Origin of the sequence: uncultured Thermomonas sp. (genome assembly GCF_937872235.1) — a bacterium.
Lineage (GTDB): Bacteria > Pseudomonadota > Gammaproteobacteria > Xanthomonadales > Xanthomonadaceae > Thermomonas > Thermomonas beijingensis.
Genome location: NZ_CALMPC010000073.1, coordinates 16,276 through 32,314 on the forward strand (window position 1 = coordinate 16,276; position 16,039 = coordinate 32,314).

The 16,039-nt window shown below is 60.5% G+C and carries 16 protein-coding genes; 8 read left to right on the forward strand and 8 right to left on the reverse strand.

Annotated features, from left to right (window positions below; all coding sequences use genetic code 11):
* Positions 1–73: 73 nt before the first annotated feature.
* The 6 genes from QWB57_RS06260 to QWB57_RS06285 form a co-directional block, all read right to left on the reverse strand.
* A complete protein-coding gene (locus tag QWB57_RS06260; protein ID WP_223628909.1) occupies positions 74–853 on the reverse strand; it encodes a pyridoxine 5'-phosphate synthase in 780 nt (259 codons plus the stop codon).
* Positions 850–1,104: a hypothetical protein gene (locus QWB57_RS06265; RefSeq protein WP_223628907.1), complete on the reverse strand. Its 255-nt coding sequence runs from the start codon at positions 1,102–1,104 to the stop codon at positions 850–852. Before QWB57_RS06265 ends, QWB57_RS06260 begins: the two co-directional genes overlap by 4 nt.
* A gap of 50 nt (positions 1,105–1,154) precedes the next feature.
* A complete protein-coding gene (gene cls, locus QWB57_RS06270; RefSeq protein WP_288968805.1) occupies positions 1,155–2,594 on the reverse strand; it encodes a cardiolipin synthase in 1,440 nt (479 codons plus the stop codon).
* A gap of 4 nt (positions 2,595–2,598) precedes the next feature.
* Positions 2,599–3,462: a pirin family protein gene (locus QWB57_RS06275; protein ID WP_288968807.1), complete on the reverse strand. Its 864-nt coding sequence runs from the start codon at positions 3,460–3,462 to the stop codon at positions 2,599–2,601.
* A gap of 39 nt (positions 3,463–3,501) precedes the next feature.
* Positions 3,502–5,316: an SLC13 family permease gene (locus QWB57_RS06280; RefSeq protein WP_223628897.1), complete on the reverse strand. Its 1,815-nt coding sequence runs from the start codon at positions 5,314–5,316 to the stop codon at positions 3,502–3,504.
* An 80-nt stretch (positions 5,317–5,396) separates the two neighbouring features.
* Positions 5,397–6,449 (reverse strand): class 1 fructose-bisphosphatase, encoded by a 1,053-nt coding sequence (locus QWB57_RS06285; RefSeq protein WP_223628892.1) that lies wholly within the window; start codon positions 6,447–6,449, stop codon positions 5,397–5,399.
* Positions 6,450–6,810: 361 nt separating this feature from the next.
* Between QWB57_RS06285 and QWB57_RS06290 the strand changes: the two genes are divergently transcribed.
* Positions 6,811–7,599 carry a hypothetical protein gene (locus QWB57_RS06290; RefSeq protein WP_288968810.1) on the forward strand — a complete coding sequence of 263 codons (789 nt, stop codon included), beginning with the start codon at positions 6,811–6,813 and terminating at the stop codon, positions 7,597–7,599.
* Between the two features lie 38 nt (positions 7,600–7,637).
* Here the strand turns inward: QWB57_RS06290 and phhA are convergent, their stop codons facing one another.
* Positions 7,638–8,486 (reverse strand): phenylalanine 4-monooxygenase, encoded by an 849-nt coding sequence (gene phhA, locus QWB57_RS06295; protein WP_288968812.1) that lies wholly within the window; start codon positions 8,484–8,486, stop codon positions 7,638–7,640.
* A gap of 128 nt (positions 8,487–8,614) precedes the next feature.
* Between phhA and QWB57_RS06300 the strand changes: the two genes are divergently transcribed.
* Complete coding sequence (locus QWB57_RS06300) at positions 8,615–9,091, forward strand: Lrp/AsnC family transcriptional regulator (protein ID WP_288968813.1); 477 nt, start codon at positions 8,615–8,617, stop codon at positions 9,089–9,091.
* A gap of 6 nt (positions 9,092–9,097) precedes the next feature.
* On the opposite strand, the gene QWB57_RS06305 is transcribed toward QWB57_RS06300, so the two are convergent.
* The gene (locus QWB57_RS06305) at positions 9,098–10,510 is read right to left on the reverse strand and encodes a coniferyl aldehyde dehydrogenase (protein ID WP_223628879.1); all 1,413 of its coding nucleotides are present in this window, start codon (positions 10,508–10,510) and stop codon (positions 9,098–9,100) included.
* A gap of 39 nt (positions 10,511–10,549) precedes the next feature.
* Between QWB57_RS06305 and QWB57_RS06310 the strand changes: the two genes are divergently transcribed.
* From QWB57_RS06310 to QWB57_RS06335, 6 genes are all read left to right on the forward strand, one after another.
* On the forward strand, positions 10,550–11,098 hold the full coding sequence (locus tag QWB57_RS06310; RefSeq protein ID WP_288968816.1) for a gamma carbonic anhydrase family protein: 549 nt from the start codon (positions 10,550–10,552) through the stop codon (positions 11,096–11,098).
* Between the two features lie 68 nt (positions 11,099–11,166).
* Positions 11,167–11,712: an RDD family protein gene (locus tag QWB57_RS06315; RefSeq protein ID WP_288968818.1), complete on the forward strand. Its 546-nt coding sequence runs from the start codon at positions 11,167–11,169 to the stop codon at positions 11,710–11,712.
* Complete coding sequence (locus QWB57_RS06320; protein ID WP_223628865.1) at positions 11,712–12,395, forward strand: RDD family protein; 684 nt, start codon at positions 11,712–11,714, stop codon at positions 12,393–12,395. The genes QWB57_RS06315 and QWB57_RS06320 overlap by 1 nt, the downstream gene beginning before the upstream one ends.
* Before the next feature lie 6 nt (positions 12,396–12,401).
* Positions 12,402–13,391, forward strand: a complete 990-nt coding sequence (locus QWB57_RS06325) for a stage II sporulation protein M (RefSeq protein ID WP_223628863.1) — start codon at positions 12,402–12,404, stop codon at positions 13,389–13,391.
* On the forward strand, positions 13,381–14,889 hold the full coding sequence (locus QWB57_RS06330; RefSeq protein ID WP_288968819.1) for a DUF4129 domain-containing protein: 1,509 nt from the start codon (positions 13,381–13,383) through the stop codon (positions 14,887–14,889). Before QWB57_RS06325 ends, QWB57_RS06330 begins: the two co-directional genes overlap by 11 nt.
* On the forward strand, positions 14,886–16,004 hold the full coding sequence (locus QWB57_RS06335) for a DUF4350 domain-containing protein (protein WP_223628857.1): 1,119 nt from the start codon (positions 14,886–14,888) through the stop codon (positions 16,002–16,004). Before QWB57_RS06330 ends, QWB57_RS06335 begins: the two co-directional genes overlap by 4 nt.
* The last annotated feature ends 35 nt before the right edge of the window (positions 16,005–16,039 follow it).

The following is a 16,039-nucleotide window of genomic DNA, read 5'->3' on the forward strand; positions in this document are numbered from 1 at the left end:
CTGCGGGGGCGAGCTTGCGCGGCTATCAACAGCATCAAGCGGAGCAAGCGCCGCTCGACAAGATGTGCGGACATCAAGCTGGGCCAGCTCCGTACAACAGCGCGGCGCGATCGACGATGCACCGATAGGCGCGCACGGTGGCTTGCAAGCCTGCATACAGGGCATCGCCGATCAACGCGTGGCCGATCGAGACTTCCTGCACATTGGCGATAGCCTGCAAAAGCACAGGCAAATTGTCCTGATTGAGATCGTGTCCTGCGTTCACGCCTAAACCTGCTGCTTGTGCGCGCTGGGCGGTGGCCACGGCGGCAGCCAAGGCAGGCTGGATGTGGCCTGTTGCAAAGGCCTCGGCATACGGGCCGGTGTACAGCTCGATCCGGTCAGCACCGAGAGCAGCGGCTTGTTCCACGTGGGGGTCGCCCACATCCACAAACACGGACACACGGCAGCCAAGTAATTTGAATGCGGCGATCAGTGGCTGCAGCGCAGCGCCGTCACGCACGAAATCAAAGCCATGATCCGAGGTCAGCTGGCCGTCGCCATCTGGCACTAGGGTGACCTGCGCCGGACGGGTCGCTTCACACAGCGCCAACAGACCAGGATACCCGGTGCGTGCGGGTGCAAATGGGTTGCCTTCGATATTGAATTCGACACCACGTTGGGTGCACAGGTCGCCTAACAGCAGCACATCGGCGGCTCGAATATGGCGGGCATCCGGGCGTGGGTGCACAGTCAGCCCGTGCGCACCGGCGTCCAAACAGGTGCTGGCCGCACGCAACAAATCCGGTTCAGTGCCGCCACGGGAATTGCGCAATACGGCGATTTTGTTGAGGTTGACGCTGAGTGCGGTCATTGCGGAGGCAGGTCTTGGTTTTCGGCCTTGCGTGCGTGTACCTGATCGCGCAATCTGCGCATTTCACTGGGGTCGATCATCAGGCTCACGTCACGGCCACTGCCGGCTACCCGTGCTTGGTACATGCCCAGGATCCACAACACGAACAGCACCAGTGCCGCCAGCAGGCAGCTCACCAGTACCGCCATCGAGGTAGTCAAAAATCCAAACGCCATGGCCGCCAGGGCCAGCAGCAGAAACAACCAATGCATGCACGCAACTCCATGACAGGACGCGCGCAGTGTAACGCCAGTCGGCGGGCTTACAGCAGGGGGGCCAGCAAGCGCGCCAATGCTTCTGGGAGGCGCGCGCTGAGCAGGGGACGGGGGCGATCTGCACGAACGCGTGGCGCCGAGGCGAATTCGCGCTCGATCAACTGCGCCAGTTCCGCGGCCATGCCGGCATCTTCCAGCAGTAGCGAGGATTCGAAGTTGAGCCGGAAGCTGCGGTTGTCGAAATTGGCGCTACCGATGATAGCCAGCGCGTCGTCCACCAGCAGTGCCTTGCTATGCAGCATGCGCGGGCCGTATTCGTACACCTTGACACCCGCCGCCAGGAGGTCGTCATAAAACGACCGCACGCACCAGGTCACTAGCCGGCTATCACTCATTTTGGGCACCAGCAGGCGCACATCCAGCCCACCCAATGCCGCCGAGGTCAGCGCCATCATGGCGGCTTCGCCGGGCACAAAATATGGAGTGGACAGCCAGACCCGCCGCGAGGCCGTGTAAATCGCGCTGACGTGCATGCGGTGGATCGCTTCCCACCGCGAATCCGGGCCGGAAATCAGCAGTTGTGCACGGATTGGGCCGGGTTGCTTGGGAGGCATGGTGCGCACCACGTCGCCAATGAAGTCGGAGCGCTCGGTGGCGTAAGCCCAGTCCTCGACAAAGACATCCTGCAAGGCGTGTACCACGTCGCCCTTGATCTGCAAATGCAAGTCGCGGTAGGCGTCTTCGCGCAGGCGCTCGTCTTCTTCGTCGGTAATGTTGATGCCGCCCAGAAAGCCGATCTTGCCGTCGATCACCACCAGCTTGCGATGGGTGCGCAGGTTCAGCCACGGCCGCCGCCACGGCAGCCACAGGCGGGTGGGGTGAAACCATGCCAGTTCGCCGCCGGCCTCGAGCAAGGGGGCAAAGTAACGACGGTTGGCCAATTTCGAACCCATCGCATCCACCAGCAGGCGCACTTTGACACCAGCGCGGGCGCGCTCCACCAGTGCCTCCAGCAGTGCGCCACCCGTGCGGTCCGGGTTGTAGATGTAGTACTCCAGATGGATATGCTCGTGCGCTTGCGCAATGGCCGCCAGCAAAGCCGGATATTTATGCCCGCCATCCACCAGCAGGCGTACCTCGCACGCGGTACTCGGAGGCAGCCCCGTTGTGGTCAGTGCCAGTGTGCGCAGTTCCGCGCTTTCATCGCCCGAACCGGTGTCCTCTCGCGGCAGGCGCGCGTAGTGACGCTGACGGCGTGCCCGGTGGCGCACGATGCGTTGTGGCCCAAGCACGTAATAAATCAAAAACCCGATGTACGGCAATGCCGCCAAACTGATCAACCAACTCAAGGTGGCTGCCGGTTCGCGCTTTTGCAGCACGATCCAGCCACCCAGACCCAGCAAATACACCACCCAGCCAGCGGTCAGCCAGGCGCGAAGATGTGGCAGATGTTCAAGTCCGTACCAAAGCTGCAACCAATACTCCATTGCGCTAGTGCTCCGGCAGCGGGATGCGCTCGACATCGTCGCCGGGAATCAGGCCGAACGCGCCGCTGTCCCAATCCCGCTTGGCTTGTTCGATGCGTTGCTTCGACGATGACACAAAGTTCCACCACATGTGGCGAGGCGCATCCAGCGGCTCACCGCCAAACAACATTGCTTTCACTGGTGTCCTGGCGCGCAGGACGTGACGCGTGCCGTGGTCGAGTACGACCAGATGTTTTTCCGGAATATCGGCACCATCCAACTGGGCCTGCCCTTCGAGTACATACAGTGCGCGTTCCACCGCTTCCGCTGCGATGGACAGCTCGGCGTTCGGCACCAGATCGACGGCAACGTTGAAGGTGTCGGTGAACACCTGCACCGGTGATTCCAGACCGAAGCCGCGCCCGGCGATCACCCGCAGCGATGCCCCGGCGTGCTCGCGCATCGGCAGGCTGGAGGCGGCATGATGGTGGAACGACGGTGCGATTTCTTCGTCCGGCCTTGGCAGCGCTACCCACGTTTGCATCCCGTGAATCGCGTGGCCGGCTGCGCGTGGCTCCGGCGGGGTACGTTCGGAATGGGCGATGCCGCGCCCCGCGGTCATCCAGTTCACGTCCCCGGGCAGGATGTCCTGCACGCTGCCAAGGGTGTCGCGATGGCGCAGCGCGCCAGCCCACAAATAAGTGACAGTCGCCAGGCCGATATGCGGGTGCGGGCGCACATCAATGCCGCGACCGGGTTCAAACAGCACCGGACCCATGTGATCGACAAACACGAATGGGCCGACGCTGCGGGCTTGCAAGGTGGGCACCACACGATGGACTTGCAAACCACCCAAGTCGTGGGTGCGTGGCGCAATCAACAGGGTCATCGCGCAATCCTCGATAGCAAGAGCATGCAGCGTGCAGGTTTAGCCAATATGCGGCAATAGCGGCCCACCCATCCACAACCAGCGCGCCATCCACGCGCTGACCAGACCAATCAGCACGGTCAGTGGCAGACCCACGCGCAGGAAGTCAGCAAAGCTGTACTGGCCGGGACGCAGGATCAACAAATTGCCGTGATGGCCGATGGGGGTCAGGAACGCCACCACCGCACCCAAGGCGGTACACATCACGAACGGTGCAGGCGGCAGCCCCAGCACTTGCGCGGTGGCGATGGAAATGGGCCCCAGCAAGGCGGTGGTGGCGGCATCGCTCATCACCTGCGTGAGCAGCGCCGCGATCGAGAACATCACCAGCAGGATTGCCAGTGGTGGCCAGTGCGCGATCCAATGCGACAAGCCTTGTGCCAGCAGGGCGGCGGTACCGGTGTTTTCCATTGCGATCCCGAGCGGAATCACGCCGGCGATCATCACGTAAATGCGTAAATCAATGCTGCGATAGGCTTGTTCCACATCAATACAGCGGGTGGCTACCATCGCGACTGCACCAAACAGGAAGGCCAAGGGTGGCGACAGCCATTCGGTGGCTGCAGCCAGCACGGTCAAGCCGAGGATCCCCAACGCCAGTGGTGCGCGCAGGCGGCGTTTGGCTTGCCCGGCAAACGGCACCAGCATCAAAAAGCCGTGGTGTGCCGCCAGTTCGGCAAAGCGCGATGGCATGCCCCATAGCACCAATAGATCGCCCTCGCGCAGGCGTGCATCGGACAGGCGGTCGGCCATGTCTTCGCCGCGTCGCCACAGGCCGGCGATGACGGTGTGGAATTGGCGTGCAAAGTCCAACTCACGGATGCTGCGTCCGATGAATTCCGAGCCAGGTGCCACCACCGCCTGCACCAGCTGCGCCTTGCCCTCACCGGTGGCCAACTTGCCGAAACGGGTAATCGCATTGAGATCCAGACCAGCATCGTCGTGCAGCGACATCAATTCGTCGGCGGCGGCTTCGACCAGCAGCACGTCGCCGGCCAACAATGGACTGTTGTTGCCAAGATCATCGCGGCGTTGACCATCACGCAACCAACCTAATTGGCGGAAGCGTTCGCCCAATGCTTTTTGCAGCTCGGTCAATGGACGCGTACACCAATGGCCTTCCTTCACGATCACCAGCTCGGTGCGGTAGCGATCCAGCCGCAGGTAGTCGTCATCATTTTGCTCGCCACTGCGCTTGGGCAGCAGCCAGCGGGTCAACAGCATATAGGCGGTGCCCACCAACACTAATGCAAGGCCAATCGGAGTGATCGAAAAAATCCCCAGGCCTTCGGCACCGGCACGCTGCAGCATGTCATTGGCCAGCAGAAACGCGGGCGCACTGAACAAGGTCAAGGTGGTACCCAGTGAAGCGGCCAGCGACATCGGCATCAATAAGCGTGAGGCTGGCAATTGCCGGTTGCGCGCGTGTCGCAGCAGCAGCGGCAACATCATCGCGGTGACCATCACATGATGGGTAAATGATGCCAACAGCGCTACTAGTGGCATCACCACTGCAATCGTGCGCCATTCGGCATTGCCGGAAGCGCGTTCCATCCAGCTGCCCAAGCGTTCGCTGATGCCGGTCGCGCCCAGCGCACCGGAGATCACAAACACCGCCGCCACGATGATCGCCGGCTCGCTGGAAAACCCGGATAGGGCTTGCCGGCTATCGAGCACCCCCGTCACCACCAAGGCCAGCAGGATCAGCATCGCGGTGACATCGACGCGCAGCTTCTCGCTGATGAACAGATACAGCCCACCAGCCAGAATCAGACCGAAGGCAAGTTGGGGCCACAAGTGCGGATCAAGATGCATGGGTACATTCTGCCCAAGTTGCGGGCAAATGCCGCATCACTTGACCGAATGGCGTGATGACGAGATAGGCTGGCGCAGGTTTAGTGCGCCTGTGCGTCATGCGCTTGGTGGTAGCCCACTGCCGCGTCCACTTCGGCTTTCGAGCCCATGAACACCGGCACTCGCATATGCAGGCCGGAGGGGGTCACCTCCAGCATGCGCATGCGCCCGGTACTGGCGGCACCGCCGGCTTGTTCGACCAAGAAGCTCATCGGGTTGGCCTCGTACATCAAGCGCAGTTTGCCGCCCTTGGCCGCGCATTTGCTGTCCAGCGGATAGCTGAAGAGGCCGCCGCGGGTCAGGATGCGGTGCACATCGGCCACCATCGAGGCGATCCAGCGCATGTTGAAGTCCTTGCCACGCGGGCCTTCGCTGCCCTTCAGCAAATCGCCGATATAGGCCTGCATCGGTGCTTCCCAGAAGCGCTGATTCGACATGTTGACGGCAAATTCCCTGGTTTCCTGCGGAATTGTCATTCCGCGCGTGGTCAGCACAAAACTGCCCGCTTCGCGATCCAAAGTGAAGGCATGGGTGCCGTGGCCAACGGTGAGCACCAGTGTGGTTTGCGGGCCATAGACGCAGTAGCCGGCGGCGACCTGCGCAGTGCCGGGCTGCAGGAAATCGGCGTCGGTGGGTGAGGTCACCCCCTCGGGGCAGCGCAGCACCGAGAAAATGGTGCCCACCGACACGTTGACGTCGATATTGGAGCTGCCATCCAAGGGGTCGAACAGCAATAAATAATTGCCGCGCGGATATTTGTCCGGGATCGGCTGCGAGGTGTCCATTTCCTCGGAGGCAAGGCCGGCCAAGTGGCCGCCCCAGGCATTGGCTTCCAGCAGGATTTCATTGCTGAGCACGTCGAGCTTTTTCTGCGCCTCGCCCTGCACATTGATGTTGGCCTGCCCGCCTTCACCGGCATCCCCCAGCACCCCCCCCAGCGCGCCCTTGCCCACCGCAATTGAAATGCGCTTGCAAGCACGCGACACCACCTCAATCAGCAAGCGCAGCTGCGGGTTGACGCGCCCGGCGCGTTGTTCTTCGATCAAAAATTGGGTGAGGGAAATATTGGAAGACGTCATCGGCAGGTCAGACATGGGCGAGGGTGTGGGTATTGTCGCCGATGTGGGTGCGGAAGGCGCGAATCCGTCGCGGTTGTTTACGGAGTGAGGGCGAAGTGAAGTAGCGTTTGATTGAGGCTCGCGGACCAACTTCCCGAGCAGGAGATAGGACTATCCTGCACACCGCACGGGCGGTGACTGGCGGTTGATGAGCGAGGGTCGTTCCAGAAAAGAACTTTGAAATAACATATTGCCGTTAAAATTAAATATTTCTAGATGTGCAATGCTTTGTAGATTTAAGGGATGCGTCATGCGGGGTCGATTGAAGTACTTTGCGTCAATCTTAGTCGCCATAGTAATAGTGGTCGTCTATGCAAGGAAGAGCCATGATGTCAACGTGCTCGATAAAGCGCATGCAACTGTCATCGAAAATTCCGCTTCGGCTACTTCCTCGGAAGGCGAGTTGGCAGCCACTACTTTAAGACCGGAAATAAAATTACTGGATGCTTCTTCAGCTAAAGAATTAATTAAATCTATTCAAAAAAACGCATCGTCAGGAACTGAAATATTTACCAGAATTCAAATTGCATCCGCCTGCGAGCCATCAGTCGGGCGGGATGTTATTACACAGAGATCGGCTTCACAGAATACAATTCTTTCATTCAAAGCATCTTTTTGCGTTGGGTACAAAGGATCGATCGCTTTGGAACAACAAAAACTACTATCACTACCTGCAGGGGATCCCTATAATCAAGCCTATGGTATGGCGAGCGAGCTTTTTGATGGGATTAACAAAAGTCATCAAGATCCAAATAAGGTTACCGTAATTACGAAACAGTTAGATGCCATGTTAATGGCGAGAAATTCACAGATGGAGACGCTAGTGGCTGCCGAAGCCCTGAATCAAGCAGGAATAATAGCGCCGTCAACGACTGAATTTGCGAGGAAGAATGGCTGGCAACTGTCCTCTGAAGAACTCGCGCAAGTGCAGCTCCTTAGTGTTCAAATGAAATCATGCACGAATTTCGGTGGCTGCGGCACCAATCAGTTACTAACCATGAAGATATGTAGCGAGCAATCTACTTGTGCTCCAGGCGCAACGGCAGATTCCATATGGCGCAGAGTATATGCACCAAGCGTTTATGATGTGGCAAGGAAACTCAGTGCATCAGCAACTGAATTTTAAATGCCGCCGCAACAGCGCGGTTTGCAGCGGTTCCGCAGTTACAACACCGCATCCCCGTCCAAAACCGCATCGGCGGGGATGGGGTCTTGCCCGGCCAGCCGGGCATACAGTGGGGTGAAGTCGGCCAGCGTGGTGCTGATCAGCTGTTCGAAGCTGTCGATCACGAAATAGGTCTGCTGGAAGCTGTCGATGCGGTAGCGAGTGCGCATCACGCGCTCTAGGTCAAAGCCCAGGCGGTTGGGGGCGGCGCTTTCCAGACTGTAGATGGATTCGCCCTTGGAGCTGACGATGCCGGCACCGTAGATGCGCAGGCCATCGGCTTGCCGGATCAGGCCAAATTCCACCGTGTACCAATACAGCCGCGCCAGTTGCATCAGCGCATCGGGGCCCAGCCCATGCGCCTTGATGCCGCCCTGCCCGTAGGCTTGCAGGTAGTCGGCAAACAGCGGTTCCATCAGCAATGGCACATGCCCGAACAGGTCATGGAACAGGTCGGGCTCTTCCAGATAGTCGATCTGATCCGGGCGGCGAATCCACCAGCTCACCGGGAAGCGGCGGTTGGCCAGATGGGTGAAGAAATCCAACTCCGGTAGCAGGCCTTCCACCGCCACGATCTGCCAGCCGGTGGCGGCAGTCAGGATCTGGTTGAGGTCGGAAAAGTGCGGGATGTGATCGGCCGGCATGCGCAGTTTTTCTTGCGCCGCCAAAAACGCATCGCAGGCGCGGCCCACCAACAATGCTTGCTGGCGGGCGTACAACTGCTGCCACACCGTGTGGTCGGTGGCGGTGTACTGCGCCCACGGCTGCTCCACGGTGCCGGTGGCGTACACCGGGATCGAGCCGCGTTCTGTCTGCACGCTTTCAAGGCGGCGCGGTTGCTCAAGCATGGGCGGTTCCGGAGTGGCAGAGGCAGCCTTCAGCATAGGCGCGGCAACGCGCATAGTGGCAGCGTTGTTGCGTGAAAATAGCAAAGAGATGCATGATATCTGCAGCAATTCAATAATTTGTGATGAAAATGAGCGTAACGGAACTGGATCGCATCGATTTGCTGTTGCTGGCCGAACTGCAACGTGCCGCCCGCCAGACCCATGCGGAATTGGCCGAACGCGTGCATCTCTCGCCCTCGGCCTGCCTGCGCCGGGTGCAGCGGCTGGAGCGGGAAGGCGTGATCACTGGTTATCGTGCCGAAGTGGACCCGGAGCGCTTGGGGCTGGGCTTGCAGGCCTTCGTGCGGGTGCAACTGAAAAGTCACGACGCCGCACGCATCGACACGTTTGCGCGCCAGGTCAACGCCTGGCCAGAAGTGGTGGCCTGCCATGCCTTGACCGGTGACATGGATTACCTGCTGCACGTGGTGGTGGGCGGGCTGGAGCATTTTTCCCGCTTCCTGCTGGACAAACTGCTGGCGCAGGCCGAGGTGGCCGACGTCAATTCCAGCTTCGTGCTGCGCACGGTCAAGCGTGCACAGGGCTTATCGATGCCAGCGGTATAGACCTGCTTAGCGCACAATCAAATCAATCAGCCACTTGGCTTTGCTGTAGGGCGGTTTGAGCAGGTCACCACCACTGCGGCGGGCCTGCCAGAATACCGGCAGTTGCTTGCTCATCGCATCAAACCCGGCGCGGCCATGGTAGGCCCCCATGCCGCTGGGCCCGACTCCACCAAACGGCAGATTGCCGATGGCGAAATGGAACAGGGTGTCATTCACTGAAACCCCACCGGCCAAGGTGCCGTGCAGGATTTTTTCCACAGTGGCCCGGTTGTGGCTGAACGGATACAGCGCCAAGGGCCGGTCGTGGGCATTGATGTAGGCAATCGCTTCATCAAGACTGCGATAGCTCTTGATCGGCAACAGTGGGCCAAAAATTTCTTCCTGCATGATCAGCGCGTCATCACTCGGATCCAACAGCAGCGTGGGTGGCAGCAGGCGCTGGGCCGGATCGGCGTGGCCGGCCAAGGTGACGCGTTCGATACCGCGGGACTTGGCATCGTCCAAATAGCCTTTCAGACGGTTGTATTGGCCAGCATTGATGATGCGGGTGTAGTCGTCCAGGTTGGTCAGGTTTTCGCCGTAGCGTGTAACCGCCTCATCGCGCAGTGCCTTGACCAAGGCGTCGCGCTTGCCTTTGGGCACCAGCACGTAATCGGGGGCGATGCAGGTTTGCCCGCAATTGAACCATTTGCCGGTGGCAATACGGGCTGCGGCGTGTTCAATCGGGTAGTCCTCGGCAATCAACGCCGGCGATTTGCCGCCCAGCTCCAGCGTCAGGGGGGTGAGATGGGCAGCAGCGGCGGCCATCACCTTGCGCCCCACCGCAGTGGAGCCGGTGAACACCAGATGGTCAAACGGCAGGCCGGCAAAGGCGGCACCGATGTCGGCACCGCCGGTGGCCACCGCCACCCGACCCGGGGCAATGGCTTCGGCCAGCAGGCTGCGCAAAAATCGCGCGGTGTGCGGGGTATGCTCGGACGGTTTCAAATACACATGATTGCCAGCGGCCAGTGCAGTGGCCAACGGGATCAGCGCCAAGTTGACCGGGTAGTTCCACGGCGCAATCACCCCCACCACGCCCAACGGCATCGGCCGCACCTGCGCCCGCGCGGGCAGGAACCGCCAACCCACGCCCACGCGGGTGGGTCGCATCCATTTGCGCAGATGCTTGCGCAGGTGGTCGATGTCGTTGAGTACGGTCATGCCATCGGCAATGCGGGTTTCGGCTTTGGCGCGATGGCTGAAATCCTTGCCAACCGCCTCGGCCATTTCATCCATTCGCAGCCTCAGCGCATGCCGCAGTCGCCCAAGATCGTCCATGCGCTGGGCGTAGTCGGGCTTGCTGGCCTGCCAGTTGCTGCGCAGACGCTGCAAGGTGGGTGCAAGTTCGCTGGGCTGGGTGTCAATGAAGTTTTCCATACGCGGCAGTGTAGTCGTGCGCGGGCTAGAATCCAGCGCATGAACATTCGACCGTATCGCACAATTGCCCCCACGCTTGGCCAGCGTGTTTTCGTGGATCCGATGAGTACCGTGATCGGTGATGTGGTGCTGGGGGATGATGTGTCCATCTGGCCGTTCACGGTGGTGCGTGGCGATGTCAATTTCATCCGTATTGGCGACCGCACCAATATCCAGGATGGCACGGTGATACACGTCAGTCACGATGGCCCACACGCCAAGCGCGGCGGCTTTGCCACCCGGATTGGCAGCGATGTCACCATCGGCCACAAGGCCATCATCCACGCCTGCACGATTGAAGATGCCGTTTTGATTGGCATGGGTGCCATCGTGCTGGATGGCGCGGTGGTGAAAAAGCACGGATTCGTTGGCGCGGGTGCACTCATCGCACCAGGCAAGGTGGTCGCTGAGGGGGAACTTTGGTTGGGCAACCCCGCCAAAAAAGTGAGGCTGCTCAGCGATGCCGAAATCGAAGCCTTGTATTACAGCGCCGGTCACTATGTGCGTTTGAAGGACGACTATCTGGTGGCCGCGCCCTGCGAAGGGTGACGGTAAAGAAGGACTCCGGCTAAAGTTGCCAGCAGGGGAGCATGTTCACGCAACGAGGAAGGGAATGCATGGATCCGTACAACAGCGCCGATGCGCTCAACATCAGCAAACAACAGGACAATCCCTATGCCGTACCAAGCGCCAAGTTGGCCGAGTTGCATGAGGCAGGGCAATGGGAAAAAGCCGGTCGTGGTGTTCGCTTGGGCGCGGTGCTCATCGATGGCGTGCCGATCGCCATTGTCGGCATTCTTGCCGCGATCCTGATTCCAATCGTGGGTAATGATGGCAAGGGTGGAGTCAGTGCGTCAGGCATGGCACTGTTGGGGATCATTGTGCTGCTGATGCTGGGGTATGTGGCGTATCAGCTGACCTTGTTGCACCGCCATGGCCAGACGTTCGGCAAGAAGATGCTGGGCATCAAAATTGTGCGCAGCGATGGCAGCCGGGCTGGCTTGGCTCGAATTTTCTGGTTACGCATGTTCGTACCCGGCTTGATCGGTGCGATTCCGTTGGTTGGCGGGTTGTTCAGTCTGATCGATCCGTTGTTCATTTTTGGCGAAGAAAAGCGCTGTGTACATGATTTGATTGCCGACACCATCGTCGTTACCGCTTGATGCTGGACACTGCCCACGAGGTTTACACCCCGGAAGGGGTGGCATTGCGATTGCCGGCCGCCGGGCCAGTACCGCGTGCCTTGGCGTGGGGCATCGATTTCTGCATCCGGATGGCGCTGTTGATGGTTTGTTCGATGGCGTTCGGCTTGTTGGGTAGCGCCGGGATGGGGTTTTATCTGGTCTGCATGTTCATGGTGGTTTGGTTGTACCCCATCGTTTGCGAGGGCATGTTTGATGGGCAGACACCGGGCAAACGGGTATTGCATCTACGGGTGATTTCCAGGAATGGCGCGCCAGTAGGCTGGTTGGCGACGTGTGTGCGCAACTTGATGCGGACGGTGGATATGCTGCCGTTTGGCTACGCCTGCGGCTTGCTGTCGGGCTTGCTTGATCCCTGTGGTCGTCGGCTAGGCGATTTAGTGGCCGGTACCTTGGTGGTGCATGTGCCGCAACATCGCAGCAGCATTCAATTATTGGTCGATCTTCAGGTCACCCGCCCATTGCAGCCGTTATTGCCATCCGAACAAGCAGCAGTCGTGGCATTTGCCGAGCGTGCCGGCCAACTGACACCAGAGCGTCGCATCGAACTGGCCGATATCGCCAGTGTCGCCACCGGTGCCACGGGTGCGGCAGGTGTGCAGCAGCTGTTGGGGATTTCCAATTGGCTGCTGGGCAAACGCTGACTGCGCATGCGCCAGGAACATTTCATCCAGCGCCACCAACAGGAATGGGCTGATTTCGAACAGTGGCTGGATACGCGTGCCAGCAAGCCCAAGCGCGCGCGTGCTGATTCCGGCTGGCGCGGGCTTGCCGATGAAGATGTTCCTGCCACCTATCGACGTCTCTGTCAGCACCTGGGGCTGGCGCGACGGCGCGGTTACAGCCCGCAATTGTGCGAGCGCTTGCAAGTGTTGATGCAACGCGGCCACGCGGCGATGTATCGGCCACCGCTGCCGCACTGGCAGCGCGCGTTTGAATTCATCCTTGCCGATTTTCCCGCGCTGGTGCGCGCCGAGCGTGGCGTGATGTTGGCCGCATTGGGGTTATTCGTGTTGCCACTGGTGCTGAGCTTCGTGGCGGTGCAATGGCAGCCGGAGTTGATCCACACCTTGATGCGCCCGCAGCAAGTGGCCGAGATGGAGACGATGTATGCCAAAGCTGCAGAAAAATTAGGGCGTGATTCCGGCACGGATTTGGCGATGTTCGGGTTCTACATCTTCAACAATATCAGCATCGGGCTGCGCACCTACGCCAGCGGTCTGTTGGCTGGGGTTGGCCCGGTCCTGGCGATTGTCTTCAATGGTTTGATGATTGGTGCAGTGGCCGGCCATCTGCAAGCGGCGGGGCTGGGGGATCCGTTCTGGCGTTTTGTGTGTGGACATTCGGCATTCGAGTTGACCGCGATCGTGATTGCCGGTGGTGCCGGGCTGCGCTTGGGTTTGGCATTATTGGTACCGGGCCGGCGGCGGCGCGTGGATGCCCTGCTGGAAGATGGCCGACGTGGCGCCAAGCTGTGTTTGGGCGTGTTCGTGATGTTGCTGCTGGCGGCGTTTATCGAAGCGTTTTGGTCGTCGATTGGCTGGATACCGGCCAGTGTGAAATATTCGGTAGCCGCGTTGTTGTGGAGTGCGGTCGCATTGTGGTTGTGGCGAGGCGGGAGCGATCGCGATGCGCGCTGAGCAACTACGTGTGGAGTTGTATCCGCGTTCGCAGTGGGAGGCGATGGAGCTGGGGATCGCGCTGGTACGCATGCATGCGCGCGCGATCTGGTTGCCGTGGCTAGTGTTGAGCTTGCCGTTATTTGCCCTGCTCAATGGCCTGTGCCTGTGGCTGGGCCAAGCGTGGTGGGCGGCGTTGCTGTTGTGGTGGTTGAAACCGGTGTTCGACCGCATCCCCTTGTTCGTGTTGTCGCGTGCGGTGTTTGGCGATGCGCCGGCGCTGCGGGAAACGCTGCAAGCGCAGTGGGGCTGGGGCTGGCGGCCGATGTGGGGCTATCTGTCGTGGCGGCGGTTGGGGCCAGCGCGGGCGCTGTTGTTGCCGGTGGATTTGCTGGAGGGCGGCGTGCGCGTGGCCGATCGGCGGCGAGTGATCGGTGGTGCGGCGCGCGGCACCGCAGCGCTGTTGACCTGGGTGTGCGCCAATTTCGAATTGGTATTGGTGCTGGCTGCACTGGCCTTGGCCCTGATGTTTGTGCCGGTGGAACTGTTGTCCGAATCGGCCAAAGCCGCGTGGGCCTTGATCGCCGACGATCCGCCTGGCTGGGTGCAGGTGCTGCTCAATGCGCTGACTTGGCTGGCCACCAGTGTGATCGAGCCATTTTATGTAGGGGCCGGGTTTGGTCTGTATCTGGATCGACGTACGCGGCTGGAAGCCTGGGATGTGGAAATCGGACTGCGTCGCATGCGCACCCGGCTGACGTCTGCATTCAGCGTGCTGGCCTGTGCGGGAGTGCTGGCACTGGCCCTTCCGCACACTGCCGGTGCGGTCACACCCGCAACCACGGTGGCGCGCGAGAATACACTGGCCAAAGTATTTCCGCGCATCCAACAAGACCCCGATTTCGCCCACGCCGTACAAGCGACCAAGCACGACCCACTGTTGCACCCGCAGCGCACGCAAACGGTGTGGGTGCCGATCAAGAAAGGGCAAGCACCCGGCAAACCAAAGCAACCGGCATGGCTGCAGGCGATTGCCAAAGTGATTGCGCTGCTTGGCGAATATGGCCTGTGGCTGGTCATGGCCTTGTTGGTGGGCCTGTTGCTGGCAACGTGGGGCAGATGGTGGCCGTGGTTGCGCGGGATGAGCAAGCCGCCAGCAGTGGTACCCAGCCCGGTCTGTAGTGAAGCCGACACTGATGCAGCCGCATTGCCGGTAGATATCGTGGGCAGTGCACGCATGCTGTGGCAACAAGGGCGGTGCCGACGTGCGCTGGCATTGCTGTATCGCGGCAGTGTCGAGACGATGATGACGCAAGCGGGCGTGGTATTGGTGCCTGGTGCCACCGAGGCCGACTGTCTGCGTGCGGCGCGTGCATGGCCGGATATGCAGGCACGCGACACCTTCATCGGCATGGTGCGAATCTGGCAATACGCCGCCTATGCCGAACAGCTGCCAGATACCGACACCTTCGACGCCTTGTTGCAGCGACTGGCCGGCAGCTTCGGGTGGCGCACATGAGTCGTGCGCGCAGTGTATTGCCGTGGCTATCGGGGCTGGCACTGATTGGCGTGCTGGTGGCGTGGTTTTTGCTCACCCACAAACGCGAGCTGCAAACCATCCCGTTGCCTGCCCGCGGTGAAGCCAGCTACAACCCGTTGTACGCACTGAAATTGAGCCTGCATGCACAAGGCCAACAGGTGCAGTCGCGCCAGCGTTTGGACCTTGCAAAGATGCATTTGGGCCGGCACGACACCGTGCTGATTTACAGCGACCCGCGCACGCTTGGTGACGCCGAACTAGAGGCGTTATTCGCCTTCGTTGAAACCGGCGGGCATCTGATTTTGCGTCTGCCAGCATGGCAGCAAGGGGCCAGTCACACCACGTTGGCGCAGTGGCTTCCGATCGAAGCCAACTTGCATAAACCCGCGTGCATGGCGCTGAACGTAGCGGGGCAAACACCGCATCGGGAATTCTGTAACGGCGCGCAATTTGACCTGAGCAAAGGGGCCAAGACCCGCGCCGCGTGGCACACCCGGCAAGGCCAACATGTGTTCGCCCGATTTGGGTATGGGGATGGCAGTGTGGATGTGCTGTCGACGCTGGAGATGCTGAATAACGACAGCCTGATCGAACCACCGCACAGCGACTTCACGCGGCAGTTGCTGGCGCCCAACTGGAATGCGGGCCGCATGCACCTGGTGTACGCCGCCGATATGCCACCGTTGTGGCGCTGGCTGTTGATCCATGCCTGGAAAGTACTGTTGCCGTTGCTATTGGCGCTACTGGCATGGCTATGCCTGCGTGCACAACGCTTCGGGCCGTGGCTGCCTTCACCTATGCAGCCGCGCCGCGCATTGCTCGAACATGTCGATGCCAGCGGCGAGCACCTGCTGCGCTACGGCAAGCTCACCCTGCTGCATCGTGCGCTGCGCGAGACGGTGTTGGCGCGTTTGCGCCGGGTCGACCCGTTGATTGCCGCGCAACAAGGCGACACCCAGGCGCGTCTGCTGGCGCAGCGGCTGGGCTTGCATCCGGATACGTTGCGTGCCGTGCTCGATACCCGCCCGCCTGCCACCCCACACGAATTCCGGCAACGCATTGCCCGTCTGATCGCCTTGAGGAAACGTCTATGACCACCACTATGCCCCCGCCGCTGCTGCCGGCCACC

Excerpts from the sequence above, each read along its gene's own strand:
- QWB57_RS06320 (WP_223628865.1), top strand. The coding sequence starts at position 11,712 with ATGCTGGACACTGCCCACGAGGTTTACACCCCGGAAGGGGTGGCATTG.
- QWB57_RS06285 (WP_223628892.1), bottom strand. The coding sequence starts at position 6,449 with ATGTCTGACCTGCCGATGACGTCTTCCAATATTTCCCTCACCCAATTT.
- QWB57_RS06335 (WP_223628857.1), top strand. The coding sequence starts at position 14,886 with ATGAGTCGTGCGCGCAGTGTATTGCCGTGGCTATCGGGGCTGGCACTG.
- QWB57_RS06265 (WP_223628907.1), bottom strand. The coding sequence starts at position 1,104 with ATGCATTGGTTGTTTCTGCTGCTGGCCCTGGCGGCCATGGCGTTTGGA.
- QWB57_RS06280 (WP_223628897.1), bottom strand. The coding sequence starts at position 5,316 with ATGCATCTTGATCCGCACTTGTGGCCCCAACTTGCCTTCGGTCTGATT.
- QWB57_RS06325 (WP_223628863.1), top strand. The coding sequence starts at position 12,402 with ATGCGCCAGGAACATTTCATCCAGCGCCACCAACAGGAATGGGCTGAT.
- cls (WP_288968805.1), bottom strand. The coding sequence starts at position 2,594 with ATGGAGTATTGGTTGCAGCTTTGGTACGGACTTGAACATCTGCCACAT.
- QWB57_RS06275 (WP_288968807.1), bottom strand. The coding sequence starts at position 3,462 with ATGACCCTGTTGATTGCGCCACGCACCCACGACTTGGGTGGTTTGCAA.
- QWB57_RS06310 (WP_288968816.1), top strand. The coding sequence starts at position 10,550 with ATGAACATTCGACCGTATCGCACAATTGCCCCCACGCTTGGCCAGCGT.
- QWB57_RS06260 (WP_223628909.1), bottom strand. The coding sequence starts at position 853 with ATGACCGCACTCAGCGTCAACCTCAACAAAATCGCCGTATTGCGCAAT.
- QWB57_RS06305 (WP_223628879.1), bottom strand. The coding sequence starts at position 10,510 with ATGGAAAACTTCATTGACACCCAGCCCAGCGAACTTGCACCCACCTTG.
- QWB57_RS06315 (WP_288968818.1), top strand. The coding sequence starts at position 11,167 with ATGGATCCGTACAACAGCGCCGATGCGCTCAACATCAGCAAACAACAG.
- QWB57_RS06300 (WP_288968813.1), top strand. The coding sequence starts at position 8,615 with ATGAGCGTAACGGAACTGGATCGCATCGATTTGCTGTTGCTGGCCGAA.
- phhA (WP_288968812.1), bottom strand. The coding sequence starts at position 8,486 with ATGCTTGAGCAACCGCGCCGCCTTGAAAGCGTGCAGACAGAACGCGGC.
- QWB57_RS06330 (WP_288968819.1), top strand. The coding sequence starts at position 13,381 with ATGCGCGCTGAGCAACTACGTGTGGAGTTGTATCCGCGTTCGCAGTGG.